This window comes from Maribacter sp. UBA3344 (assembly GCF_002362375.1).
Taxonomy (GTDB): Bacteria; Bacteroidota; Bacteroidia; order Flavobacteriales; family Flavobacteriaceae; genus Maribacter; species Maribacter dokdonensis.
This window is the reverse complement of record NZ_DERI01000026.1, coordinates 7,754-33,100: the sequence shown is the minus strand read 5'-3', so window position 1 is coordinate 33,100 and position 25,347 is coordinate 7,754. Positions and strand designations below refer to the sequence as shown.

Annotated in this window: 19 protein-coding genes; 16 read left to right on the top strand and 3 right to left on the bottom strand. The window is 40.4% G+C overall.

What is annotated here, in order from left to right:
• Position 1: 1 nt before the first annotated feature.
• Together B2Z27_RS15820 and B2Z27_RS15815 are read right to left on the bottom strand one after the other, a co-directional pair.
• On the bottom strand, positions 2-3,265 hold the full coding sequence (locus B2Z27_RS15820; protein WP_286814378.1) for a SusC/RagA family TonB-linked outer membrane protein: 3,264 nt from the start codon (positions 3,263-3,265) through the stop codon (positions 2-4).
• Between the two features lie 104 nt (positions 3,266-3,369).
• The gene (locus B2Z27_RS15815) at positions 3,370-4,521 is read right to left on the bottom strand and encodes a FecR family protein (RefSeq protein ID WP_286814377.1); all 1,152 of its coding nucleotides are present in this window, start codon (positions 4,519-4,521) and stop codon (positions 3,370-3,372) included.
• Positions 4,522-4,636: 115 nt separating this feature from the next.
• On the opposite strand from B2Z27_RS15815, the gene B2Z27_RS15810 reads away from it, so the two are divergent.
• Positions 4,637-5,221: an RNA polymerase sigma factor gene (locus B2Z27_RS15810; RefSeq protein WP_286814376.1), complete on the top strand. Its 585-nt coding sequence runs from the start codon at positions 4,637-4,639 to the stop codon at positions 5,219-5,221.
• A gap of 63 nt (positions 5,222-5,284) precedes the next feature.
• Here B2Z27_RS15810 and B2Z27_RS15805 read toward each other — a convergent pair whose 3' ends face one another.
• Complete coding sequence (locus tag B2Z27_RS15805; RefSeq protein ID WP_286814375.1) at positions 5,285-7,519, bottom strand: TonB-dependent receptor family protein; 2,235 nt, start codon at positions 7,517-7,519, stop codon at positions 5,285-5,287.
• 257 nt (positions 7,520-7,776) lie between these two features.
• Between B2Z27_RS15805 and B2Z27_RS19875 the strand changes: the two genes are divergently transcribed.
• The 15 genes from B2Z27_RS19875 (at position 7,777) to B2Z27_RS15735 (ending at position 25,190) form a co-directional block, all read left to right on the top strand.
• Entirely contained in the window at positions 7,777-8,193 is a 417-nt protein-coding gene (locus tag B2Z27_RS19875) for an HYC_CC_PP family protein (protein WP_414673609.1), read from the top strand.
• Between the two features lie 106 nt (positions 8,194-8,299).
• Complete coding sequence (locus B2Z27_RS15800; RefSeq protein ID WP_286814374.1) at positions 8,300-12,136, top strand: efflux RND transporter permease subunit; 3,837 nt, start codon at positions 8,300-8,302, stop codon at positions 12,134-12,136.
• A 1-nt stretch (position 12,137) separates the two neighbouring features.
• Complete coding sequence (locus B2Z27_RS15795; RefSeq protein WP_286814373.1) at positions 12,138-13,361, top strand: TolC family protein; 1,224 nt, start codon at positions 12,138-12,140, stop codon at positions 13,359-13,361.
• A gap of 130 nt (positions 13,362-13,491) precedes the next feature.
• Positions 13,492-15,342 (top strand): efflux RND transporter periplasmic adaptor subunit, encoded by a 1,851-nt coding sequence (locus B2Z27_RS15790; protein WP_286814372.1) that lies wholly within the window; start codon positions 13,492-13,494, stop codon positions 15,340-15,342.
• A 24-nt stretch (positions 15,343-15,366) separates the two neighbouring features.
• Entirely contained in the window at positions 15,367-15,822 is a 456-nt protein-coding gene (locus B2Z27_RS15785) for a hypothetical protein (RefSeq protein ID WP_210707497.1), read from the top strand.
• A gap of 364 nt (positions 15,823-16,186) precedes the next feature.
• Positions 16,187-18,619 (top strand): multicopper oxidase domain-containing protein, encoded by a 2,433-nt coding sequence (locus B2Z27_RS15780; protein WP_286814371.1) that lies wholly within the window; start codon positions 16,187-16,189, stop codon positions 18,617-18,619.
• A gap of 210 nt (positions 18,620-18,829) precedes the next feature.
• On the top strand, positions 18,830-19,216 hold the full coding sequence (locus B2Z27_RS15775; protein WP_286814472.1) for a DUF302 domain-containing protein: 387 nt from the start codon (positions 18,830-18,832) through the stop codon (positions 19,214-19,216).
• Between the two features lie 10 nt (positions 19,217-19,226).
• On the top strand, positions 19,227-19,700 hold the full coding sequence (locus B2Z27_RS15770) for a DUF302 domain-containing protein (RefSeq protein ID WP_286814370.1): 474 nt from the start codon (positions 19,227-19,229) through the stop codon (positions 19,698-19,700).
• A gap of 21 nt (positions 19,701-19,721) precedes the next feature.
• The gene (locus B2Z27_RS15765; protein WP_286814369.1) at positions 19,722-20,375 is read left to right on the top strand and encodes a DUF3347 domain-containing protein; all 654 of its coding nucleotides are present in this window, start codon (positions 19,722-19,724) and stop codon (positions 20,373-20,375) included.
• On the top strand, positions 20,375-20,830 hold the full coding sequence (locus tag B2Z27_RS15760; protein ID WP_229702447.1) for a heme-binding domain-containing protein: 456 nt from the start codon (positions 20,375-20,377) through the stop codon (positions 20,828-20,830). Before B2Z27_RS15765 ends, B2Z27_RS15760 begins: the two co-directional genes overlap by 1 nt.
• Positions 20,831-20,852: 22 nt before the next feature.
• Complete coding sequence (locus B2Z27_RS15755; RefSeq protein ID WP_286814368.1) at positions 20,853-21,419, top strand: DUF3347 domain-containing protein; 567 nt, start codon at positions 20,853-20,855, stop codon at positions 21,417-21,419.
• Positions 21,420-21,570: 151 nt separating this feature from the next.
• Entirely contained in the window at positions 21,571-22,110 is a 540-nt protein-coding gene (locus B2Z27_RS15750; protein ID WP_286814367.1) for a hypothetical protein, read from the top strand.
• 324 nt (positions 22,111-22,434) lie between these two features.
• The gene (locus tag B2Z27_RS15745) at positions 22,435-23,109 is read left to right on the top strand and encodes a DUF2231 domain-containing protein (protein ID WP_286814366.1); all 675 of its coding nucleotides are present in this window, start codon (positions 22,435-22,437) and stop codon (positions 23,107-23,109) included.
• A 10-nt stretch (positions 23,110-23,119) separates the two neighbouring features.
• Complete coding sequence (locus B2Z27_RS15740) at positions 23,120-24,646, top strand: FMN-binding glutamate synthase family protein (protein ID WP_286814365.1); 1,527 nt, start codon at positions 23,120-23,122, stop codon at positions 24,644-24,646.
• Positions 24,639-25,190, top strand: coding sequence for a YceI family protein (locus B2Z27_RS15735; protein ID WP_286814364.1), 552 nt, complete (start codon positions 24,639-24,641; stop codon positions 25,188-25,190). The genes B2Z27_RS15740 and B2Z27_RS15735 overlap by 8 nt, the downstream gene beginning before the upstream one ends.
• Positions 25,191-25,347: the final 157 nt, after the last annotated feature.

The window sequence follows — 25,347 nt, the reverse complement described above, 5'->3', positions numbered from 1 at the left end:
GTTAAAAAGATAGGTTTAGCCTTGCTTTCCAAGAACGCACGGGTGGTTGACTGAGAAATTCCTCAGTAGTAAAATTGGCTTGCCCCTCAGAACTTATTTCGGGATCAAGTCCCGTGTAGTCGGTCCATACACCCAAGTTTTGCCCGGAAAGCGTCAGGCTTATACGGTCAAAACCAAGTTGACTCGAAAAGGTGACAGGCGCATTATAGGTCAACGAAATTTCACGAAGCCTCCAAAACGAAGCATCTTCGATATACCCAGCATTAGTGCCCAAAAATTTTGATGCAACGGCCCTTGCCTGATCGGCAAGCGAGGCATTGGGATCGTTCAGTTCTTGGTTGTTACTATTCCCGTTTCGCCAAGAACCGGTGTTGTTATAAAGTTTTTGACCACCCCTGTAGTTTAGGAGTCCTCTTAGCACAAATTGATTTTCGAAAAAACTAAGTGTTGGGGTAAATGAAATATCGGTAGTGGCAAACGGCGTACCTAAGTACCCTACTTCCCCAACTTGTATCTCATCCTGCCCAATGAAACCATCGCCATTGGCATCGTTAAAAGTATAGGTTTCATCCCAGTAACCGCCAAGGGGAAAGCCTTCAACGTGACGTTGTTGACCAAAAATGACCGGTTGTATGCCCTCACCCAATTCTATCAATTCATTATCTATGAACGAACCCACAAAATCCACCCCAAAGAAAAACTTATCGGATTCGATGATTCTTGTATTCAATCCAATTTCAATACCCGAGTTTTTAACGGAACCCAAATTTTCAAAGCGCCCTTCCCCCACGCCGAGCGATAAGGGCAATTGCCTAAATATAAGAGCATCTTCGGTACGTTTATTAAAATAGGTCATTTCAAAGCCAATTTTTTCGGACAATAGTTTCGCATCAAAGCCGAACTCAACTTCCGTTGACCGCTCTGGGGTTAAGTCGGAGTTTCCAACGCTGCCAATAGTGACCCCGGTAACACTTTGTCCGTCCAGTGTAGCGGCTATGGGATTGAAAAACCTCAGCGCATCATTGGTACCGGGTTGTACCCCCGAGGCTCCCCAGGCTCCCCTAAGGCGTAACGAGCTTATACCATATTTGTCGGAATCATTGAAAAATTCTTCTTCCGAAATCAGCCAAGAAGCACTCACTTTGGGGTAAAATACCGAATTGAACGAGGCACCAAAAGAACTCCCGCGATCGGCCCGTACGGCACCTGTCACGAACAATTTGTCATTAAAACCGATCTGTTCCTCCACAAAGACACCTACGGTACGCGACTCGATGGTCTGTTCGTTACTTTGTGTTACTGCTGCCCCCGCAATAGAATTACTACCCGCAACCAACTGAAGACCGGTTGCGAAGGTGCCTTGCGAAAGATTCTGTAAATATTGGAATCCAAGGGAAGTTCTGGAATTTATGCCCTCCCAAAGATCTGTTTTGTAAGAACCTACGGCATCCAAAGTATAGACAAAATCGTTGAACCTATTAGAGAACCGGGCACCTTCGTCGTAGTTTAGAAAATCAGGGGCTTCACCCGTGGGGAAAAACTGACTGTCCCAACGGGATGTAAAATCTAGGCCTCCGGAGGCTCTTAGGTTCAATTTTTCAGAGGGTTGCCAAATGAGTTCAAGACCACTGGTAAAACGATTGATTATTTGCCGGGTGTCTATGGTAAACAGTTCATCGGGTGTAAATTCACCCCAACCGTTGTTGACATCTATGGTCGATGTACCATTTAGGCCCTGACTCATTAATGCGAGGGCAAAATTATCGTTCAAGGGAAGTTCCAGATTACTGTTGGTGTAGCCCGTGGTCAAATTTACCTTAAGGTCATCAGTAATCTTGGCTCCGAAATTTCCCCGGAAATTCGTTCTTTTTATGTTATTGACGGGCAACACGCCTTCACCGTCGGTAAGACTTCCCGAAAGGAAATAGGTGAGTACTTCCGAACCTCCCGATACGCTCAACCCACCGCCATAAGACTGTCCGGTTCTAAAAGGCGAGGTACGCGGGTCGTTCAAGGGCTGAAAAGAATTGACCGTACTGTGGACAAAAGTGCCTTCGGCCGCTTCAAAGTTGAAACCGGGATTGCCTGCTGCGTCAAGTGCCTGATAGTTTTTGGGATAGGTTGTTACATCTTCTACCAAACCGCTCTCGAAAAATGCAGACCATCTTGGTTCTCCTTGTTTACCTTTTTTAGTGGTAATACGAATTACACCGTTGGCCGCAATAGATCCGTATAATGTTGCCGCGGAAGGACCCTTGATGATTTCGATAGACTCAATATCCTCTGGGTTGATATCATTTAAACGGGAAGGGGATTGCCCACCTGTTTCAAAAGAGATTGAATTTGCCTCGTTATTAATCAAAATACCATCAACATAAATTACTGGTTCGTTGGAAAGGGATGCACTGTTCGAACCCCTGATCCTAATGCGCGAACCCATGCCTGTAGAACCTCCACTACTTGAAATCTGAACGCCGGTCGCCTGCCCCTGAAGTAGGTCCGAGACATTGCTTATCGGCCGCTGCTTTACGTCATCGGCAACGTTGAGATTCGCAATGGAATTTCCCATCTCAACCTTACGGCGTGCACCGGTTGCGGTAACGATTACTTCGTTCAAATCCATTGAACTTTGCATCATGGTAACGTTAATTACGTCTGCTTGTTTTACACTGATTTCACGTGAGGAAAAGCCAATATAAGAGAACACAAGAATATCGCCCTCAGAAGCTTCTATTTCATATTCCCCCTCAAAATTAGAGGAAACCCCTTTAGTGGAGCCCTTGATTACAATACTCACTCCACCTAAGGGAATATTGTCTTGATCGGTTACCGTGCCAGTTACCGTCATGGTTTGACCCGGAACCTTTGGAGGATTGGATGAGGCCGGACTAGTACCGGAATTCAACTTTTTGCCGTTTTCAACCAACACGATAAGTTTTTTTCTAATTTCAAAAGAAACATTGGTTTTCTTTAGAACTATACCCATCAGTTCATCTATCTTGACTTTGTCAACGTTTACGGAAATACGTTTATTGATGTCTAAAGTGGAATTCTTATAAAGAATGTTGAAATCGGTTGTTTTCTCTATTTCTTCAAATATTGACGCTATCGTAGCATCCTTCATGTTCATAGAAATATTGGATTTCTGGGAATACGTGTTATTTGCCTGAAGTTGAAAAAAGGCAACCAAAAGAAACAACATGGTAATTTTCATTTTCAGGTCTATTTTAATCGTAAAATACCTTTTACATAGTGTGTTTTTCATACTTTTGAGAGAGTTTAGAAATTGGTCAAATAGTTTTTAAATTCGTTTGGAATCATGGGATTGTTCCAGCAATCCCTGATTCTTTTAAGGTTCACTCCATACGCTTAGTTTTTAAGGTTAATTATAATGTTATTGTTTTCAATGTTGTAATCAAAACTTTTAATCCGTTGAAAAGCCTGTAGTATTTCCTCAATGGTTTCCGTTTTAAACCTTCCTGTATATCTTTCTTTGCTTACCTGCATATCCTTTATCTCGATTTTTACATCATAGTGCCTTTCAAGTTTTTTTGCGATATGATAAAAGTCTTCGTTCTTGAACAACAATATGCCATTTTTCCAAGCAATGTAACTGCTAACATCTATATTGGCAGTGGATAGTTCATCATCGGAATAGGAATAGGAAGCCAGCTGATTCGGTTTTAGGATTACATCTCCCGAACCAATAGAATTATTCCGACCGACTGACAGACTACCTTCAATAAGTACCACTTGAATATGTTCGTCATCCCGATAACTGGAAATATTAAATTCCGTCCCTAGGACCTTTGCATCAAGAAGTTGTGTGCTGACCGTAAATGGCCTTAAAGAATCTGAAGCAACGGTAAAGTAAGCTTCCCCTCTAAGAACAACATTCCTTGGACCTTCGTCGTAAAATATCACTGGGTATGTAATTGAGGAACCCGAATTAAGGTATACTTCCGTACCATCGGATAGTAACAACTGAAACTTTTTTCCATAAGGCACATCCAAGGTGTTGAAAACCAACCGATTCACCTTTTTTTGGTTCGATGCTACTTTTTTATAGGTAATTTTAGTGCCTTCTTGCTCTACCACATAGGCATTTGTAGTAGACACTATTCCGGTTGCCTTGTCATTTAAGGTTTCCTTTTTAGACCCATCTTCAAAAGTAATCGTGGCTTCTTTTTCAAGAATTACTTCAGGACTACGTTGCTCGTAAGCATAAATACCTAACATAAGAACGCCGACAAAAATCGCGGCGTACCTGAGTAGTAAGTTCCTTTTTTTGACCTTGCCTGCGACGAGTCTAGTGTGATTAAAAGCCGATATCAGATTTTTCTTTAGGTGTTCTGTACTTTCTTCTTCTCCAGCCCCGGTTATTAGATGATGGAGTTCCACTTCTTCCTGAAAGCTAGATTTATTTTTATCGACCCATTTGGCCAAAATATCAAGCTCATCCAAAGTTGCCGTATTGATCAAAAATTTGTGTATGATAATTTCTATTTTCTTATTTTTCATCGATGATTTTTAGGAAAGTCCCAATTCATATTATGTAAACGATTGAACTATACAATACCCTTACTTTTTATTGTCAATAATCTATAATATTGATTTTTTTTTGTTAAAATAGCCTATGAATTCAAATAACTTAGATGAAAAAATTAATGTTGAAGCAATCCAAAAAGGGGATAGGAAGGCTTTCAAAACAGTCATTGAGTTCTATTATAATGAAATCTATTGGTATGCAAAAAGTTTAAGCCGTAACGAAGCTTTGGCAAAAGATTTGGTGCAGGAAGCATTTTTTAAACTATGGAAGAAAAGGGATAATATAAAAAAGGGAACTATCTTAAAGGGATGGCTCTACAAGTCTGTCCGAAACAATTTTTTGGACCATGTAAAAAAGTATAAGAAAGAAACTTATTTTTTCGAGACTACCTATGCCGAAACTTTGGACCTTGTAATTGAAAGAGAATATCAAGAAGACTTAAAACATAAGGTGGAACTAGTTGAAAAAGAGATCGAACAGCTTCCAAAGAAGTGCAACCAAGTATTTAAGTTAAGTAAGAAAGAAGGGCTAACCAATACTGAGATTGCGGAACATTTTGGTATCTCCATCAAAACGGTCGAAGGACATCTTACCAAAGCCCTCAAAATTTTAAGGGAAAAATTAAAAGAAAAAATTCAGGTGCTGTTTTTAATTCTTGGCCATGTGAGGTAAAAAGGACAAATGTCCTTACATCGGTTTTCAATTGACATGGTCTAAAAAATATGATTCTTTCTTTTAAAGGCCATAGGTTATTGAAAAGTTAACCCCGAATGGATGCCCAGGCCGTAATCCGGCAGGAACCCTTGACACCGCATAGGTGGTGTCGAACAAGTTAATGATATTGGCGGAAAAGGTGAAGTGGCTATTATAGAAATAGCGGCCCGACATGTCAACGACAAAATTGGAATCCACCCTTAAATTTGTGGGAATGGTCCCTGTTCCTGCTTGTGTCCTGAATGCATCGATATAGCGTGCGCCCATGTCAATGCCAAACTTTTCATGCCCCAGGCCAAGGTTCAAATTGAACTGGTTCTTGGCGATATAGGGTATCTCATCACCCACCGAGACTTCCCCGAATATAGCGTTGGCACTGTCAAATGAACTAAGGAACTCGGTATCGGTCAAGGTATAGTTAAACGTTAACGGTAAGCGGACCTTTTCCGAGCTGTTATTCAAAAGGTTATAGTTCAACGATACTTCTACACCGCTGACCCTTACCTCGCCAGCGTTGAATTGGTCCAAGCTGCCCGTACCACCTGTAGCCGCAAGGTCGTTCCCCAACAAGTTTTGATAGTCGTTATAGTAGCCTACCACTTCGCCTTGAATTCCATGGTACTTAAAACGGGTACCCAATTCATAATTTATACTGCTTTCCGCATCTTGGCCTTCGGTATTGCCGGGAGGGGAAAACCCTTTGTGCACCCCGCCAAAAACGGAAAGATTTTCGGTAAAGGTATAATTTGCCCCAATTCCCGGAATCCAAACATCCACTTGGTTCTCACGTTCGGAAAGGTCCGTACCCGATCTCGTTGCATCGTTGGTACCGTAATTTATCCTGCCCAAGGTAATATTCTCGTACCGAATACCTGGGGTCAATGTAAACCTGCCCAAATTTAGTTTGTACAAGGTATGCGCGGCAATTGCCTTTGCGTTGCCGATACGGTTTGCATCCGCCCCTTTGATGCCGACCGTTGTGCGTATTAGTTCATTGTTCTGAAAACCATACCTGTCTACCCATTGAAACCTATCCTCCTCATCCTCATGGTAGCGAATACCCAGCTCCAGGCTTTGTAACCAGTCAGCGCCCCATCGCAACCGGGCAATGGACTGTATTCCTTGGGAGGTATACCTCCTGTTATTCGCTTTTATGCCGAACACATCTTCCGGGGTATCCGTGTTTCCCAACAAGGCATTGTATTCCATGGCATAGGTTTCCGGATCTGTGAGCACATTGTTTATTCCAACGCGCTCCCCAAGATTTACATCGTCCAATTTGTACCAGTTGCGTTTAAACTTGTTCACATATCCCGTGGTGGTAATGGACAGGGTCTGGGAAAGTTTAAGAAAATGTGTTAATTGGTATTGTTGGTGCTCCGCGTCCATCACATCTTCCGAGGATGCCCTGTATCTACGGTACGGGTTTTCATTGAAATCGGCATCGGTCAACCCTAAATAGGTTTCATTGGCCCTTTCTTCGGAAAATTGGATTTTAAAGACAAGGGATTGATAGGTTTTTGCATCTTCATCCGTATTTATACGAAACTTTGCCAAATAGTCCGATTTATCAAAACCGGTATTTCCCCCTCCGTCAATATTTTTAAAACCGTCTGAATTGTAGTTATAGTATTCGCTTACGAATCCGAAGTTCTTAAAACTATCGCCTATTACGATCTGTGTATTCTTTGAATTGTAGTTACCGGCCATTAAGCTCGCTCTTCCCATAAACCGGTCTGGTAACCGGGTAGAGATCATGTTGATGGCGCCACCCGTAGTATTTGGTCCATATTGGACCTGACTACTTCCCTTCAATACTTCCACGGCCTGCATCCTTGCGATGGTGGGAAAATAATATGCGGCAGGGGCACTGTAAGGGGCAGGGGCTATAAGCACGCCGTCTTCCATAAGATTGATTTTTGCACTACGTTCCGGAGAAGTACCCCTTAAACTGATATTGGGCCGCAATCCAAAACCGTCCTCCTCGTAGATATTGACCCCGGGGACGTTTCTCAATATCCTATTAATATCGTTGTAACGGAATTTTTGAAGTTCTTTCGCCGATATATAATTTGCGGAACCCGTTCTGTTCATGGCTTCAAATTTACTCCCTATAATGGCACTTGCATTGACTATGACCTCGTCTAGGATTTCTGTTTTCAGGGCAGTTGAATCCTTACCATCATTGCTTTCCTGGGATAACCCTAAATTCGCCGTCAGGAGGATTGTTGAAAATACAGTTAAAAACCATCTCATTCTGCACTTATTTAGATTGAATAAAAATAAAATGCAAACATAATTTTTTTTTAGAATTGACGCAATCTTATTGAGAAAGATTCTAAATAATTTCCAATTATAATATTACTATAAGTTTGTTGCCTTATGCCAAAGTTTGATAATTGTCATCTATTTTCGAAAGACGAACAATTAGATTTGCATATTGAATAATTTTGATTTTAAAATTTTGTTAAATTTTAAGGTCATGTTAAATTTTATGTATTTTTGCGGTATTGATGAAAAGCGATTTTAATAAAATAGCGTCTTTTACAATGGCACTAGTGGTGTTGTTTTCAACCTTTTCTTTTACGGTTGAACAACATTATTGTTGTGACAATCTAGTTGATTTCTCCTTCTTTGGCCAAGTCGAATCTTGCGGAATGGAGATACGACAAACTCAGAACTCACACAATGACAATTTTGATTCTAATGATTGTTGTGATGATGTTACATTTTCAAAAAACGGGCAACACGACTTGAAACTTACATTTGAAAAATTAAGTTTTGAACAGCAACACTTCGTTGCTTCTTTCGTTTACAGTTATTTAAACCTTTTTGAGGGATTACAAGAAAATGTAGTTCCTTTCAGTTGCTACTCATCTCTTCTTTTCGTTAAGGATATTCACATTCTGGATCAAATTTTCCTTATATAAAAGCGTATTGTATTGTTGAAGTATGGCTGTGCTATTGATATAGTGTGGTTCATATATTTATTGCCTTTGGAACATCTCATTTAATTCCAACCTAACATTACATAATATGCTTAATAATATCATAAAATACTTTTTAGAGAACAAACTAGTTACTGTTCTCATTTTAATAACTTTAATTACTTGGGGAGTTGTTACTTCTCCTTTTAATTGGGATACAGGGTTTCTCCCAAAAGATCCCGTACCGGTCGATGCTATACCCGATATTGGGGAAAACCAACAAATCGTTTTCACACAATGGCCAGGGCGTTCCCCACAGGATATCGAGGATCAGATATCCTATCCTATGACTACCTATTTGTTGGGTATACCAGGGGTAAAAACCATTCGTAGTTCTTCCATATTCGGATTCTCCATGATCAATATTATTTTTGATGAGCAAACCGAGTTTTATTGGTCCCGATCCCGGATTTTGGAAAAATTGAACTCTCTTCCGGCAGGCCTGTTGCCCGATGGTGTAACCCCAGCTTTAGGACCTGACGCTACAGCATTAGGGCAAGTATATTGGTATACGCTGGAGGGTAGGGATAAAAATGGCAATCCCACTGGTGGTTGGGACTTGCATGAAATTCGCACCGCACAGGACTTTTATGTAAAATACGGTTTAAATGCTGTTGAAGGTGTTTCAGAAGTAGCTTCGATTGGTGGTTATGTACAGGAATATCAAATAGATGTAAATCCTGATGCCCTTAAAGCCTATAACATTCCCTTGCATAAGGTTATGCAAGCCGTTCAAAAATCCAATAGGGACGTAGGCGCAAAAACCATCGAAGTCAATCAGGCGGAATATTTGGTAAGGGGCTTGGGGTACATCAAGAAAACTGAAGATATAGAAAAAGCGGTTGTTGCTGTCCAGGATAACGTTCCTGTACGTATCAAAGATATTGGAGTGGTCAGTTTAGGTCCAGCGACGCGTAGAGGAGTGCTTGATAAAGGGGGGGCAGAAGTTGTTGGGGGTGTTGTAGTGGCCCGTTACGGTTCCAACCCCTTGGCGGTTATCAACAATGTCAAGGATAAAATAAAAGAAATTGCACCTGGGTTACCAAAAAAGACCTTGGTCAATGGTGTTGAAAGCCAATTGACTGTTGTGCCATTTTATGACCGTACTCAACTTATACATGAAACCATTGGCACGCTCGAAAATGCCTTATCCCATGAGATTTTAATCAGTATCATTGTTGTATTGGTACTTGTCCTCAATTTAAGGGCTTCCATTATTATTTCAAGCCTGTTGCCCGTTGGGGTATTGATGACCTTTATCGTCATGCAATATGCCGGTGTCGACGCCAATGTCGTTGCTCTATCAGGCATTGCCATTGCTATTGGTGTTATGGTGGATGTGGGAATCGTATTTGTTGAAAATATTATTAGGCACTTGGAAATGCCAGAGAATCATGGCGTTAAAGGGAAAGAGCTTATGCAAGTAATTTATAAGGCAACTGTAGAAGTAGCTTCAGCCATTACAACAGCATTGGCCACTACGGTTGTAAGTTTCGTGCCAGTTTTTGCCATGCAATCGGCCGAAGGAAAATTATTCAGGCCTTTAGCGTTTACCAAGACCTTTGCGTTGTTAAGTGCGTTTGTTTTAGGTATTATTGTATTGCCAGCACTGGCCCATTTTGTAATGGGAGTGAATTATGACAAAAAACGCGTACGCCGTTTTTGGTCTATATTATTGATTGTTGCAGGTATTGTATTTGCTATTTATGCCCATATGTGGCTGCCGTTGGTTATAACGCTGATCGGATTGAATAATTTATTGGAGCCTAAATGGCCAGAGAAATATAAATTGTACCCCAATTATATCAATTTAGGACTAACGATTTTCATCGCTTCTTTTTTCCTTACAGAGGAGTGGATGCCATTAGGACCTCAAAACGGGATCATCATAAACTATATTTTTGTGCTGTTTTTGATCGGAATTATTTTGGCGGCGTTATTAGCCATTGTACATTTCTATACCCCGGTATTACGATGGTGTTTGCAGAACAAAGGAAAATTTATGCTAATACCTTTTGTGACGCTGTTTTTCGGGGTTTTGGTTTGGATTGGCTTCGACAGTTCTTTCGGAATTGTTGCCAAAGGCCTTGAATCCGTAGGATGGAAAAGCGTTCGGCAATCCTCTGGTTGGCAGGCGGCTTCAAATAGATTTCCTGGTATAGGGTCGGAGTTTATGCCATCACTCAACGAAGGGTCGTTCCTATTGATGCCTACCTCAATGCCACATTCTGGGGTAGAATATAATAAGAATATAGCAGGACAGCTGGATATGCTGTTGGGAAATATCCCCGAAGTAGAATTGGTCGTGGGTAAGTTAGGTAGGGTAGAATCGGCACTCGATCCGGCACCTATTTCCATGTTTGAAAACATCATCAATTACAAGCCTGAATTTATTTTAGATGAAGAAGGTCATAGGGTCCATTTTAAAGTGGATAAGGAAGATAGGTTTATTACCAAACAAAAGGACACCCTGACCAATGAAGAAGCCTTAAAACAGGGAATTACCAAAAAAGATTTGATAGAGGACGACAATGGCGAATTTTTCCGCAACTGGAGGCCACAGATTAAATCGCCGAACGATATTTGGGACGAAATTGTTAAGGTCACAAAAATTCCTGGTATAACATCGGCTCCCAAATTACAGCCCATTGAGACCCGGTTGGTCATGTTGCAAACAGGAATGCGTGCTCCCATGGGGATAAAGGTATTTGGGCCAGATTTAAAAACAATAGAAGAATTTGGAATGCAATTGGAGGGTATTTTAAAAGAAGTTCCTTCAGTAAAAGCAGAGGCCGTATTTGCGGACCGAATTGTTGGAAAACCCTATTTGCACCTTAATATTAATAGAGATGAAATATCCAGATATGGACTTAACGTGGAAGATGTACAGCAAAGCATTGAAACCGCCATTGGTGGTATGAAAGTTACTTCTACAGTCGAAGGTAGGGAACGGTTTCCTGTAAGGGTGCGTTATCCAAGGGAATTAAGGGATGATCCAGAGTCTTTAAGTAAAATATTGATTCCCACCCCAGTAGGAGCTCAAATTCCACTATCACAAGTAGTTGATTTTGAATATGTAAGAGGGCCACAGGCCATCAAAAGTGAAAACACCTTTTTGGTGGGCTATGTTCTTTTTGATAAACGCGATGGCTTTGCAGAAGTAGATGTTGTGAACGACGCGCAAGAAGCCATTCAAAAAAGAATTGATACAGGGGAATTAACCGTACCAGCGGGAATTAGTTACAAATTTTCTGGTAGTTATGAAAACCAAATCAGGGCAGTGAAAAGATTGTCCATTGTTATACCAATCAGTTTAATTGTTATATTCCTGCTGCTGTTCTTCCAATTTAAAACAGTAATAGCATCATCCATTCACTTTTCGGGTGTATTTGTTGCTTTTGCAGGAGGGTTTATCATGTTGTGGCTTTATGGACAGGATTGGTTCATGAATTTCGCCATATCCGGTGTTAATATGCGCGACCTGTTTCAAATGCATACCATCAATTTAAGTGTTGCTGTTTGGGTAGGATTTATTGCCCTTTTTGGCATCGCAACAGATGATGGTGTGATTATGGGAACCTATATCCATCAGGTTTTTGAGGAAAAGAACCCACAAACCATTCCAGATGTAAGGGCGGCAGTACTGGAGGCTGGAAAGAAAAGAGTCCGTCCGGCAATGATGACGGCAGCGGTGGCCATTATTGCACTTTTGCCTGTGCTTACCTCAACAGGAAAAGGGGCAGACATAATGATTCCCATGGCTATTCCGACCTTTGGGGGGATGACCATTCAAATCATGACCATGTTTGTAGTACCTGTATTACAGGCATATTGGAGGGAAACGGTCATTAAAAATCAAAATAAGAAATTGAAAAAAATACAATAAAATGAAAAATGTATTCACAATAATACTTGTCTTAATAAGTATGGGATTATATAGCCAGACTTTAGAGGAGTACTTTAAGTTAGCGGCAGAAAACAATCCGGGATTGCTTTCGCAGTACAAGGAGTTTGAAGCGGTATTGCAAAAAGTGCCGCAGGTAAGCACCTTGCCAGATCCTTCGCTTTCTTTTGGATATTTTGTTTCACCGGTGGAAACCAGGGTTGGACCACAAAAAGCTAGGTTTTCATTGACCCAAATGTTCCCTTGGTTTGGAACTTTAAAAGCACAAGGTGATGCCGCAGCACTTATGGCAGAAGCCAAGTATCAATCCTTTTTGGATGCCAAGAACAAATTGTACTATGAGGTTTCAGCGGCTTATTTTCCTTTGTACGAACTCCAAGAATGGATGAAAATTGAAGAAAGGAATATTGAAATTCTAGAGTCGTATAAGACCATTTCCAATTCAAAATTTAAAAATGGTGTAGGAACCTTGGTGGATGTCTTGAGAGTAGATATTTTTTTAAAGGAATCACAGACAAATCTGGAAATACTGAAAAAAAAGGAACGCCCGCTTTTAACAACTTTCAATAAATTATTAAACCGTGGTGAATTTGAACCGGTATCTATTTCTGAAACCCTTGAAATTGACATGTTGTCCTTTGATAATGGTAAAGATTCCCTTTTGGTAGATCATCCACTCTTAAATTCTTTGGAATTGAAGGTAAAGGCTGTAGAGGCCTCTGAACGGGCGGCTATTAAACAAGGTTTCCCAAAAATCGGCCTTGGCTTGGACTATGTAATGGTAGATAAACGTACCGATATGGTTGTGCCTGACAATGGCAAGGATGTATTAATGCCAATGGTAACCCTAAGCCTGCCTATTTTTAGGAAAAAGTATAAGGCAGCCGTAAAGGAAGCGCAATTAATGCAGGAAAGTTATTCGCTACAAAAGACAGAAATGACCAATTCATTATTATCAAATTACGAAATGGCCTTTTTTGATATTGAACAACAAACCGAGTTGGTGTCACTTTTCGATGAACAAATAACAGAGTCGGAACAGGCACTTAATCTGTTGTTTACGTCCTATGGGAATTCTGGAAAGGACTTCGAAGAGGTATTGAGAATGCAGCAACAATTGTTAAAGTACGATAAACTAAAAATAACCGCATTGAAACAATATAAAATAGCATTGGCTAAATTAAATTATATCACTGCAAAAAAATAAACAAATGAAATGAGCATAAATTTTTTCATCGACATATTTACCTACTGGGATGAATAAAATTTGTGCGAATTACTTAATGTCTTAAAATTTTTAAGGCATTAATCTTCAAAAAATTAAAAATTTTATACAGATGAAAACAGAAACAAAAAAAATCATAAAAGTGGCCGCATCTACCCTGGTTTTAGGCTTGTTGTTCGGGTGGCTATTGTTTGGAGGTTCAGAAAACAATAAAACAGATGAGCACCAACATACGGAAGAAGAAATAGCTGGAGAAACCATCTGGACCTGTTCCATGCATCCGCAGATCAGACAAAATGAACCAGGTGACTGCCCCATCTGTGGGATGGACTTAATTCCTTTGGGAGACGATAATGATTCAGAATTGGATCCCATGGTCATAAGCATGTCGCCAACAGCCATGCAGCTTGCCAACGTTTCAACAGCCGTAGTGGGCAAGACCAAGCCCATAAAGTTGCTTAAATTAAACGGCAAGGTTGAAGCCGATGAGCGGTCTGTATATTCCCAGTCATCCCATATACCTGGACGTATAGAAAGACTTATGGTCAATTTTACAGGTGAGAATGTAAACCAAGGGCAGGTGATTGCTTCCATTTACTCCCCAGATTTGGTAAACGCCCAGGAAGAGCTTTTTGAAGCGAGAAAGATTGTTGAGACCCAGCCACAGCTTTTTGATGCCGCAAAGGAAAAATTAAAAAACTGGAAACTATCTGATAAGCAAATCGTACAAATCCTCGAATCTGGTATTGTTAAAGAAGAACTACCCATACATGCCGATGTTTCGGGCTATGTAACTGAAAAAATGGTAAACCTTGGCGACTATGTCAACAAGGGCAAAGCATTATATCAAATTGCAAATCTTTATAATATTTGGGTATTATTCGATGTCTATGAATCGGATATGGCTTGGGTAAAAAAGGATGATGAGGTAAGTTTTACTATCCCTTCTTTACCAGGGGAAACCTTTAAAGGTCGCATTTCTTATATTGACCCGGTAATCAATCCCATGACAAGGGTAGCAAAGGCCAGGGTGGAAATCAACAACAAAGGTTTAAAACTAAAGCCTGAAATGTTCGTTTCTGGCACGGTGGAAGCGAAATTGCCGATAAAATCAGATGCTATCGTAGTTCCCAAAACCGCTGTGATGTGGACAGGACAGCGTTCTGTAGTATATGTTAAGAATACATCTGCAAAAGGTGTGAATTTTATGATGCGCGAAGTAACTTTAGGACCCGGTTTGGGGAATGGTTTCGTGGTAAACAAAGGCTTGGATGAGGGGGACGAAATAGCCATTAACGGAACATTCAGTATTGATGCCGCAGCACAATTAGCGGGTAAGCCTAGTATGATGAATCCTGAGGGTGGTCCTGCAATGACCGGACATAACCATGGCGGAATGGATATGGGTAAAAAGGATCAAATGGAAGGTAAAATGAATCCCAAGGAGTCCATGGACCATTCTGAAATGCCCGATGAGACTGACCACAGTCGTATGGAAAAAAGACTGCAAGTGTCCAAAACCTTTAAGGGACAGCTTGAAAAGGTTTTCGAGAACTATCTGGATCTCAAAGACGCCTTGGTAAAGGACGAAGCTGCTGCTGCCAAAAAAGGGGTCGATAAATTGTTGGCTACATTGAAAAAGGTCGATATGAAACTGTTGACCGACCATGAGGCCCATAATCACTGGATGACAATATCAAAAGAGATCAAGTCTTCAACAGAAGCAATTGGCAAAACCTCTGATATCGAAAAGCAAAGGGGACACTTTAAACATCTATCGGCACATTTGTCAAAAGGTGTACGCCTGTTCGGGGTAGACAAAGAGGTTTATGAACAATTCTGTCCTATGGCAGACAACAACCAAGGGGCTTATTGGCTCAGTTTAGAAAAAATTATCAATAATCCCTATATGGGCAGTAAAATGCTGACATGTGGCTCAACGGAATCGACCATAAAAAAGTAAGTTTTTAAAATAATCTAAAAAATTATGGCAAAGTATCTAATTATTACAGCATTTACCATCATTACTCTAATGGGCTGCAATACTGAGGCCAAGAAAACAAAGATTGCAGAGCCCCCAAGACCGACAACGGTCCAGAGCAAAGTGGAAGAAGCGCAACCTAAGTTGGAGATGACCCAAAATTATCAGGTAGGCTCCCAAGTGCCTACTGAACAGGTCTGTATGGTGAACGATGCCTTCATGGGTAAATTACAGATACCTGTTCCAGTCAATGGAAAAACATATTATGGTTGTTGCCATATGTGTGTTAAGACTTTGAATGAAAATGATAACGCTAGAACAGCGCTAGATCCGCTAAATAAACAAATGGTAGATAAAGCGGAAGCATTTATTGTGCTAATGGGCATGGACGGTAAGGTGGCCTACTTTGAATCAGAGAAGAATTTTTTGAAGTTCAAAGAAATTGGACGAATGAACCATTAAGAGAAGTTTCCATAGCACCTCGAGATTTCTTTCTAATACCAGCTTGCGAGAATTTGTCGAAAAATGACGGTGAATTGCATTCAAATTAATTGGAAAAAAACAAAAACATGAAATGATGGAAATGTACTGGTGGGCCTTGGGTGTTGGTATACTTGTGTTCGTGATATCATTGTTCGTGGGCCGGATCAAAGGATGGTCGGGCCGTCCATAGTGATTGGAATCGATTGATTGAAAAGTTGAGGTGTCCAACCTTTTATTGTTTTATTTTTTACAGAAATAGTTTATGAGACAATATTAAAATCAATCAAATCAATGGATATGGCAACTTAGACGTAATATAAACTAAAAAAATAAACTAAGAACTATGTTAAGAAAAATCGCAGTATTGTTGGTACTTCTCATTTCATTTGAGGGCATTGCCCAAGTAGGCACCAACGGGCAGGATCGAAAGGAAGAAGGACGACCCGTTAAGGAATACAACCTTGTTTTGGAAAATAACAAAATAACGCTTGGAGGGCTAACTGCCAACGGAATGACCATCAATGGCAGTATTCCCGGACCAGTCTTGGAATTTACCGAAGGCGACCTGGCCATCATCAACGTAACCAATAAAATGAACGTTGAAACATCGGTACACTGGCACGGATTGATACTCCCCAATTTTTATGATGGGGTTCCCTATTTGACTACCCCACCAATTGAGCCAGGAACCACTTTCCAATACAGAATCCCGATCAATCAATCCGGCACCTATTGGTACCATTCCCATACGATGCTACAGGAACAAAAGGGTGTTTACGGCTCCATTATGATTCAGCCCAAGGAAAAAACATTGGAATATGATAAGGATTTGGTCGTGGTACTCTCTGACTGGACCAACGAAAAACCGATGAACGTACTGCGTAACCTAAAAAGGGGAAACGAATGGTATCAAGTCAAAAAAGGTACAGCGGTTCCCTTGGGTAGGGTCATCAAAGAAGGTGCTTTTGGGGCTCAACTTAAATTTTGGAGAGACCGTATGGAAGGTGCTGATATAGCCGATATCTATTATCCGGCATTTCTGACCAACGGGAAAATATTGGCAGAATATCCCGAATTCAAGCCCGGAGAAAAGGTGCGGCTTCGCTTTATCAATGCTTCGGCCTCTACCTATTATTGGATGGATTTTGGTGGGGGTAACCCAATGGTGGTTTCCGGCGATGGTATTGATGTGCAACCCGTATCCAAAAGCCGATTTCTATTTGGCGTTGCCGAAACCTATGATGTAATCGTCACCTTACCTGACGGCACTTTGGAAGTTACGGCAACGGCACAAGATGGCTCCGGGCATACCTCATTGCGTTTGGGAAAGGGAACTCTTTATCCTGCGAAAACGATTGACAGACCGGACAAAGTGGCGATGATGAAGCAAATGGCCAAAATGGATATGAAAATGGGAGCACCTGCAATGGTGGGAAACAAAAAGAAGAACACGCCCGAAGTTTTAATGCAGAAATATGGGATGAAGATGAATATGAAGGATGGGCAGATGCAAATGGGAATGCACGATAAGATGTTAATGAATAATGGTCAAATGGATGATAAAATGAAAATGGAAGACCAAAAACCTATGGATATGAATAAAAATCATATGCAAATGGAGACGGATAAAAAGATGGACGGTATGGCAGGAATGAAAAAAGATACAATGTCAATGAAATCCACTCAACCGTCGCATAAGATGGATGGCCATGTGGGTCACGATATGTCTATGATGCAGAAGGATACCGCATCCTTTGATTACAGCACGCGTAAAACCTATTTTAACTATGATTTCTTAAAAGCGAAAGAAAATACCACCTACAAGGCTGATTTACCCGTAAACGATATTCTGTTAAACCTGACCGGAAATATGCAACGCTATGTTTGGAGTATGAATGGCGTACCCCTTTCAGAAACCGATAAAATAAAAATCAAGGGGGGCGAAGTAACGCGGATTACGCTCAATAACCTTACCATGATGCACCACCCAATGCACCTGCACGGGCATTATTTTAGGGTCATCAATGAAAATGGCGAACGTTCCCCATTAAAGCATACGGTAAATGTACCACCAATGCAGAAAGTGGTCATAGAGTTCTATAATGAAGAGTATGGCGATTGGTTCTTTCACTGCCACATACTGTATCATATGATGGGCGGTATGGCAAGGGTTTTCAGTTACGATACGCCAAGAGACGAAAGAATGAAGGATTTTCCCGTTCAAAAACTCATCGATGAAACAGACCATTATTATTCTTGGGGAAGAGCACGTTTAGGTTCAAATTTCAATGAGCTTAACCTAATATCGAGTAATATCCGCAATGAATTTGGTCTACGTGCCGAATTTGACTACGACCAAAATGCCGAAATAGAAGTGAATTATAATAGATACCTGAATGATTGGGTACGTGTGTATGCGGGAGTAAATACCGAAACTTCAACACCGGATTCTTATGATACATTTAATACCGTAGGATTGGTTGGTGTAAAATACTTTACGCCTTATAGGTTCAATGTAGATGTGAGTATGGACCATCAGCTACGCCCAAGAATCCGTCTGGACAGAGAACTATTGATTTTTCCTAGAATTTTTCTAGAAGGTGAATACGAATACAGAGCAGACTTTGGATGGGTCAATGATTTAGGAAATAGCTCTTATGAAAGTGAAACCCAATGGTTGGTAGGGGCTTCTTATATACTCTCACGCAATTTTTCAATCCAAGCAAACTACAATAACCGATATGGCTGGGGGGGCGGACTTTTGGTGAGATTTTGATAGTTAAAAAACATAATTATGATGTACATGTAGATTATAATATTTGCAGTGATAGTCGTAGGAATAGTACTTCTTGCCGGTAAAAATGGAAGTAAAATACAAGTAAAGAAAGTCCTAAAGAAATTTAGAACAGACGGTATGCCAAAGGCGAACTATCCCAAGAAGAATACGAAGAACAAAAATGAATTATTAATTCTAAAAATTAAAACGATGGGATATTATTTCAATAAGACCCTTAACGAAGATTTCGATAAAGTTATCGAGAGGGTTACGGAAGAACTTGAAAAAGAAGGTTTTGGCATTTTAACTGAAATCGATGTCAAGGAAACCTTGAAAAAGAAATTGGATGTAGACTTCAAAAAATATCGAATTCTTGGTGCCTGCAATCCCCCCTATGCACATCAAGCATTGGAGGCCGAAGACAAGATAGGTGCCATGTTGCCATGCAATGTAATCGTGCAGGAAGTATCGAAAGGGAATGTAGAGGTGGCGGCGGTAAACCCGATGGCGTCTATGCAAGCCGTCGACAATGAAATATTGACCGAAATCGCAAGTGATATTACCGCCAAATTGGAAAATGTAATCGATAAACTTTAGAAGCGGAAGAATGGAAAATAGTAAGGGTAAAAACAAACAGGTCTCGCAACAAGATTATTCAGAAAGTCAGAGCACCCCGTATTGCATTACGCGGAGGTATGGTAGTTTGACATTTGAGGAAACCGTACAAAACGTAAAAAATGGCTTGAAAAAGTTAGGTCTTGATCTTGTTGGCGAATTTGACGTGCGAGAGTATCTGAGTTCAGATATGGAAAAGATACCTCGGCACCTCATTCTAATGGTATGTGAAAAAGAAACTGCATTAAAACTGATTTCAAATGATGTTCAAATGAGCGTTCTTTTTCCGTGTAACATAACCGTTAAGGAAGTGGAAGATAATACGATCATCGAAGTGTCGATAGAAGATACCGACATCACTTGGTCTTCCGCTAAGAAAAAAGAAATAATGGAGGTAGCTAAAAATACAAAGAATATCTTGAAAAAATTGCTCGACACTATTGAGCAGCAAAACGTAAAACTATAATTTACATCAAATTCAATAATCATGAGAAAATCAAAAGTAACAACAAGTATTATGGCAATTGCATTGGTAGCCCTTACAGCCACTTCATGTAAAGACGCTAAAAAAGAGCATAACGACGAAGACGGTCACCATTCGGAACAAATGGATGACAATGGTCATATGGATGGCGCAATGGAAGAAGACCATAGCAAAATGGATCATGGCGATATGGAATCGTCGGATAAAATGATGGGCAACGCACAGCATGCAATAAAATCAACAACACTTATTGCCAATTACCTAGACCTAAAGGATGCACTGGTCTCTGACGACAAAGATGGTGCGGCGAAAGCCGGGGGCACGATGGTAACGGCTTTAAATAGTTTTGATGCCAGTTCTTTTAGTTCAGAACAACAAAAAGAATTGAAGGATATTATTGAAGATGCTACTGAACACGCCGAGCACATAGAAAAAAGCCCAATCGACCACCAAAGGGAACATTTTGATGTGTTGAGCAAAGATATGATAGACCTTATCGCCATTACAGGGACGGAAGAAAAGTTATATCAGGATTTTTGCCCCATGTACAATAACAACAAGGGGGCACAATGGCTGAGCGCTACCAAGGAAATAAAGAATCCATATTACGGGGCTAAAATGATAAGCTGCGGGAGTTTACAAAAGGAAATCAACTAATGAAGAAAAGTGTAAAAATCATTGCACTAGTGTTTTTGGTCGGGTTAGTGGGAATTCAGTTTATTCCCACGCAACCCAATCAAAGTGATAGTGTACCCGAAACGGACTTCATGCTAGTATATAATGTTCCTAAAACTATACAGAAGAAGTTACAGGTGTCATGTTATGATTGCCATAGTAACAACACTCAATATCCGTGGTACAATAAAGTGCAACCGGTGGCTTGGTTATTGGAAGACCATGTTAAGGAAGGAAAGGCCGAACTCAACTTTAACGAGTGGGATTCCCTGAGCAGTAGAAGAAAGGCAAGTAAAATAAAATCAATTATTAGTCAGATAGAAAATGACGAAATGCCTCTAGCCTCTTATACTCTTATCCACAGGGACGCCGTTTTTACGGATACTGAAAAACAGGACATCATCAACTTTTTAACGGAACTTAAAAATAAATTATAAACAACAATTAAATACAATAAAAATGAAATATCTAAAAATGAGTATGGCAGCAATGCTATTGTTAACCCTTTCTTTCACCAACGCACAGGAAAAAGAAAAAATGAACATGGATCATAGTAAAATGAACATGGATGGGATGAAAATGAACATGGAAAAAATGCAAGACATAAAGGCTGAAGCAATATTAAACGACTATTTCAGTCTAAAAGATGCCCTAGTTTCAGATGACACCAAAAAGGCAGCCCAAACAGGTGCTAAATTGGCGGTTTCACTAAAAGCCTTTGACAAGTCAAATTATACAGCAAATCAGCAAAAGGAACTGGCAGATATTATAGCAGACGCTATTGAACATGCAGAACATATTGCCAAAAGCAATATCGACCATCAACGCGAGCACTTTAAAACGTTGAGTAAGGATATAGCCGATATGGTGGCCATTACCGGAACAAAAAACACGCTATATCAGCAATTTTGCCCGATGTATGATGGTGGCAGTAATTGGTTGAGTGCTAGCAAGGACGTTAAGAATCCATATTACGGTAGTAAAATGTTGACGTGCGGAAAGGTTACACAAACTATAGAAATGTAGGCCTGAATAAGGGAAGGGGAGATAAAGTTAGCGGTTAATGTTTACAATGCTTCCCCTTTTCAGGCATTAATAGTTGATTCTTGCTGAGCACAGCTTTACGAGTATTAATAAAATAAAATGCAAAAAAAGATTTAACGTAAGCAAAACCAAAATGGAAGCATTGAGCCTTGACATTTTTATAGTACCAACCATTGCGTTGACCGTGGTCGTTCTGCTATATCTTTATTTTGCCAAACAGGTACGGGACAAAAAAAATTATAACAACTATATCATCGGTATTGCAGTAATAGCGTTTTCGTTCAATTTTATTTGGGAGCTGGCACAAGGTCTGCTCTATGAAGGTTTTGAATACGATTGGCAACATATATCGTTTTGTGCCCTCGCATCTGTAGCTGATATGTTGATGGTGCTTATCCTGCTTTTCGGATTTGGTTTGGTATATAAAAATGTCTTTTGGACAAGGTCAATGGGTATCAATAAAATATTCTCGTTAATTTTTATCGGAAGTGCTGGTGCAATACTAGGAGAAATTTGGCACACCTCACGGGGCGATTGGGCTTATGCAGAGGCAATGCCTATTGTACCATGGGTTAATGTGGGACTGTCGCCGCTACTACAATTTGCATTGTTACCCTATTTAATTTTTGTGATTGGTAAAAACTTTATAAACGAAGGGAATTTGGAAAAGTAAATCTGGGTCGGTCGGGAATGTGTTTTTGGATTGTTTGTTTGACATAGTTAATGTCCACCCAGATTCGTGTTATATTATTAAGTCCTGTTAGGGAAGGGGATATTGGTTAATCAATGGTTGGTGTTTAACGCTCTTCCCTTGACAGGCACAATAAACAAAATTAGGATTGAAATGAAAGATTGTTGTAAAAATGGCCCGGAAAAGTCAGGGAAACAAGGTTGGAAAAAGTGGTTCAACTATACCATTTACATCATTATAGGCACTATTGTTATAGGTGCGCTTATTTTACAGATTATGAATAGTTCATCATAAAAACGATTGATTATGAAAAAAACAGTTTCATTTTTAGTACTGCTTTTAAGCCTAATGTCGCTTCATGCAAGTGCCCCTGAGTCCATTGGGAACAATTCGGGATATTCAGCGAATAGTTTGGGAACCTTTAATGCTGTTGAATTGTCCGAAAAACTACAGCAACATACCGAAAGCCATGCTGAAAAGCCCATAAACAAGGAGGAGGTGGCTTTGGATGAATTCGACAATTTACATCCGTTGGTGGTGCATTTTCCTATCGTACTCCTTTTGTTTGCGGCATTGCTCCAAGGTATTCAGCTGTTCGTCCTTAAAAGGAACCTGGACTGGGTTATCTTATTTCTTATCGGTACTGGTTTCATTGGGGCCTACGTGGCGGGAACTTATGTACACCCGCATACCCACGGGCTTACGGATGTAGCTCAAAAAATATTGGATAACCATGATAAATATGCAGATTGGACCATTTGGTCGAGCGCTCTGGCCGCAATATTGAAGGTTATCAGCCTTTTTTGGATAAAACTGAATCGAGGTTTTGAAATAGCCGTTCTCCTTGTTATGGCCTTTTCGGCGTTCTCCGTTTCACAAGCAGGACATTATGGCGCTCAGCTCGTTTATATTCAGGGCGTTGGCCCACAGGGCCAGTATTTGGAAACTGAAACGTCAGAGGAAGAAAGCCATTCGCATTGAAAAATAAAGCATGAGAAGAATATTTTTAATATCGTCGATAACACTGTTAGTGGCACTTGCAGTGCTCATAATGTGGAAGCCCCATTTATGGTGGCTTGCGCTGTTGATTGCGCCTTTTTTGCTTCTCGGCTTAAGGGACTATTTTCAAAAATCCAACAATATAAGACGCACCTATCCTTTGCTGGGAAGAATTACCAATCTATTGGAAAAACAACGTCACGTTGTTCAAGAAACGGTTTTATTGAATAGAACAGAGGGAAAACCTTTCAATTGGATACAGAAAGAAATTGTTTATAAACGTGCCGAGGACGCGGTCAAAAACCAACCCTTTGGAACGCAGATTCCGTATGACGAGGTTGGTCGCGAATGGTTTACCCATTCCACGTATCCTGCAAAGGAAATCAAAGATGATTTCAGGGTTACCATAGGAAGTTCAAAGTGTTCAAAACCCTATTCGGCAAGCATCCTCAATCTGGCTGGAATGAGCTATGGTTCCATAAGCAATAATGCGACCCTTGCTTTTAACGGCGGTGCAAAAATCGCAGGATTTGCCCAAAATACCGGCGAAGGTGGATTCACCCCCTACCATCAGGAATATGGAGCCGATGTTATTTTTCAGTTTGGTACAGGATATTTTGGATGTAGGACAGAAGAAGGAGATTTCGACCCTAAAAAATTTGCAGAAATCGCATCCAATGAGGTAGTCAAAATGATTGAGATAAAAGTCTCACAAGGTGCAAAACCCGGTTTTGGTGCCATTCTTCCTGCCAAAAAAAATACCGAGGAAATCGCAAAGTACAGGGACGTAGAAAAAGGAACTGAAATTCTATCGCCACCACATCACGCTGCATTTAGCAATGATTCGGAAATGATTGCCTTTATACAAGAATTACGAAAACTTTCTGGAGGAAAGCCCATAGGGATTAAAATGTGCATCGGACAGCAAGACGAATTCGAAAGAATGGTCCGCATTTTTGCTGAAAAGCAAAACTATCCAGATTTTATAGCCATAGACGGTGCAGAGGGTGGTTCGGGTGCCGCACATATGGAATCGCTACATTGGGCCGGGCTTCCCATAATTGAAGCTGTACATTTTACAAACGGCATTCTTAAAAAGTATGGGTTGCGCGATGAAATAAAGGTAATGGCGGCAGGAAAAATAATATCGGCTTTTGATATCTATAGAATGTTGGCACTCGGCGCAGATACCTGTTATAGCGCAAGGGGGATGATGTTTGCCCTGGGCTGCGTACAATCCTTAAAATGCAATCTGGATACCTGCCCTACGGGAATCACCACAATGATACCTTCAAGGGTGGCATCATTGGTAGTAGAAGATAAAAAGACCAAAGTAGCCAACTACCATAAAAACACTATGGAAGCTTTTAAGGAGCTGCTAAAATCAATGGGGCTTGAAAGTAGAAAAGGTATCGACAAGAAGTTCATTGTCCGCCGAATCAATGAAAACGGGACAAAAACATACCAAGAGTTATATTCAAACGGATTGAATGGTCGAAAAATAAAAAGCTATGGATAAAAATGCAATGTATTTTTTAATAATACTGTTGTATTCTGGCAACGTGGCTATGAACGCCCAAAACTTTATAGTAAAGGAAGGAAGCGCATCCTTTAAGGCAAAAATGCCCCTTAATTCCTATATCGGTAAATCTGATGATTTACAGGGCACCATTGATTTTAAGGACGGTGCGTTGAACTTTTCGGTACCTGTTAAATCCATAAAGACAGACAATGAAAAACGGGATGGACATATGTACGAGTTGGTAAAAGCGGAAAAAAATCCCAATGTCGTTTTTGAAGGAAAGCTTAAAGACGATTTTGATTATGACGAAAAAGCGGCGCAAACGCTCAGCGCAATGGGCGATTTTACCCTTGTGGGAGTTACACGGGAAATAACAATTCCTATTGAGTTGAAACTTGTTTCAGAAGAAACAATTCAGTTAAAAGCTTCCTGGTCCCTGTTGATTACCGATTATAATTTAGAACGCCCCAGTTTTACATTTATAAAGGTTAATGACAAGCATGACTTGAGTGTGGATGCGCTTCTTGAGAAGAAAAAATGAGAACGAAACAAAGACCTATGATGAGATTTTTACAGATAACAAATAAGAATGGATAAAGAAAAAGACATAGAAACCACAAGGGCGTTTTATCGGCAGCTTTTCAACAGCTCAAGGTATGTTCTATTGGTGCTGCTTATTGCTTCAGTAATCGAACTGT

Coding starts and splice junctions, on each gene's coding strand:
- B2Z27_RS15795 (WP_286814373.1), top strand. CDS start 12,138: ATGAAAAATGTATTCACAATAATACTTGTCTTAATAAGTATGGGATTA.
- B2Z27_RS15745 (WP_286814366.1), top strand. CDS start 22,435: ATGAAAAAAACAGTTTCATTTTTAGTACTGCTTTTAAGCCTAATGTCG.
- B2Z27_RS15755 (WP_286814368.1), top strand. CDS start 20,853: ATGAAATATCTAAAAATGAGTATGGCAGCAATGCTATTGTTAACCCTT.
- B2Z27_RS19875 (WP_414673609.1), top strand. CDS start 7,777: ATGAAAAGCGATTTTAATAAAATAGCGTCTTTTACAATGGCACTAGTG.
- B2Z27_RS15760 (WP_229702447.1), top strand. CDS start 20,375: ATGAAGAAAAGTGTAAAAATCATTGCACTAGTGTTTTTGGTCGGGTTA.
- B2Z27_RS15805 (WP_286814375.1), bottom strand. CDS start 7,519: ATGAGATGGTTTTTAACTGTATTTTCAACAATCCTCCTGACGGCGAAT.
- B2Z27_RS15810 (WP_286814376.1), top strand. CDS start 4,637: ATGAATTCAAATAACTTAGATGAAAAAATTAATGTTGAAGCAATCCAA.
- B2Z27_RS15790 (WP_286814372.1), top strand. CDS start 13,492: ATGAAAACAGAAACAAAAAAAATCATAAAAGTGGCCGCATCTACCCTG.
- B2Z27_RS15740 (WP_286814365.1), top strand. CDS start 23,120: ATGAGAAGAATATTTTTAATATCGTCGATAACACTGTTAGTGGCACTT.
- B2Z27_RS15800 (WP_286814374.1), top strand. CDS start 8,300: ATGCTTAATAATATCATAAAATACTTTTTAGAGAACAAACTAGTTACT.
- B2Z27_RS15780 (WP_286814371.1), top strand. CDS start 16,187: ATGTTAAGAAAAATCGCAGTATTGTTGGTACTTCTCATTTCATTTGAG.
- B2Z27_RS15775 (WP_286814472.1), top strand. CDS start 18,830: ATGGGATATTATTTCAATAAGACCCTTAACGAAGATTTCGATAAAGTT.
- B2Z27_RS15820 (WP_286814378.1), bottom strand. CDS start 3,265: ATGAAAAACACACTATGTAAAAGGTATTTTACGATTAAAATAGACCTG.
- B2Z27_RS15785 (WP_210707497.1), top strand. CDS start 15,367: ATGGCAAAGTATCTAATTATTACAGCATTTACCATCATTACTCTAATG.
- B2Z27_RS15750 (WP_286814367.1), top strand. CDS start 21,571: ATGGAAGCATTGAGCCTTGACATTTTTATAGTACCAACCATTGCGTTG.
- B2Z27_RS15815 (WP_286814377.1), bottom strand. CDS start 4,521: ATGAAAAATAAGAAAATAGAAATTATCATACACAAATTTTTGATCAAT.
- B2Z27_RS15765 (WP_286814369.1), top strand. CDS start 19,722: ATGAGAAAATCAAAAGTAACAACAAGTATTATGGCAATTGCATTGGTA.
- B2Z27_RS15735 (WP_286814364.1), top strand. CDS start 24,639: ATGGATAAAAATGCAATGTATTTTTTAATAATACTGTTGTATTCTGGC.
- B2Z27_RS15770 (WP_286814370.1), top strand. CDS start 19,227: ATGGAAAATAGTAAGGGTAAAAACAAACAGGTCTCGCAACAAGATTAT.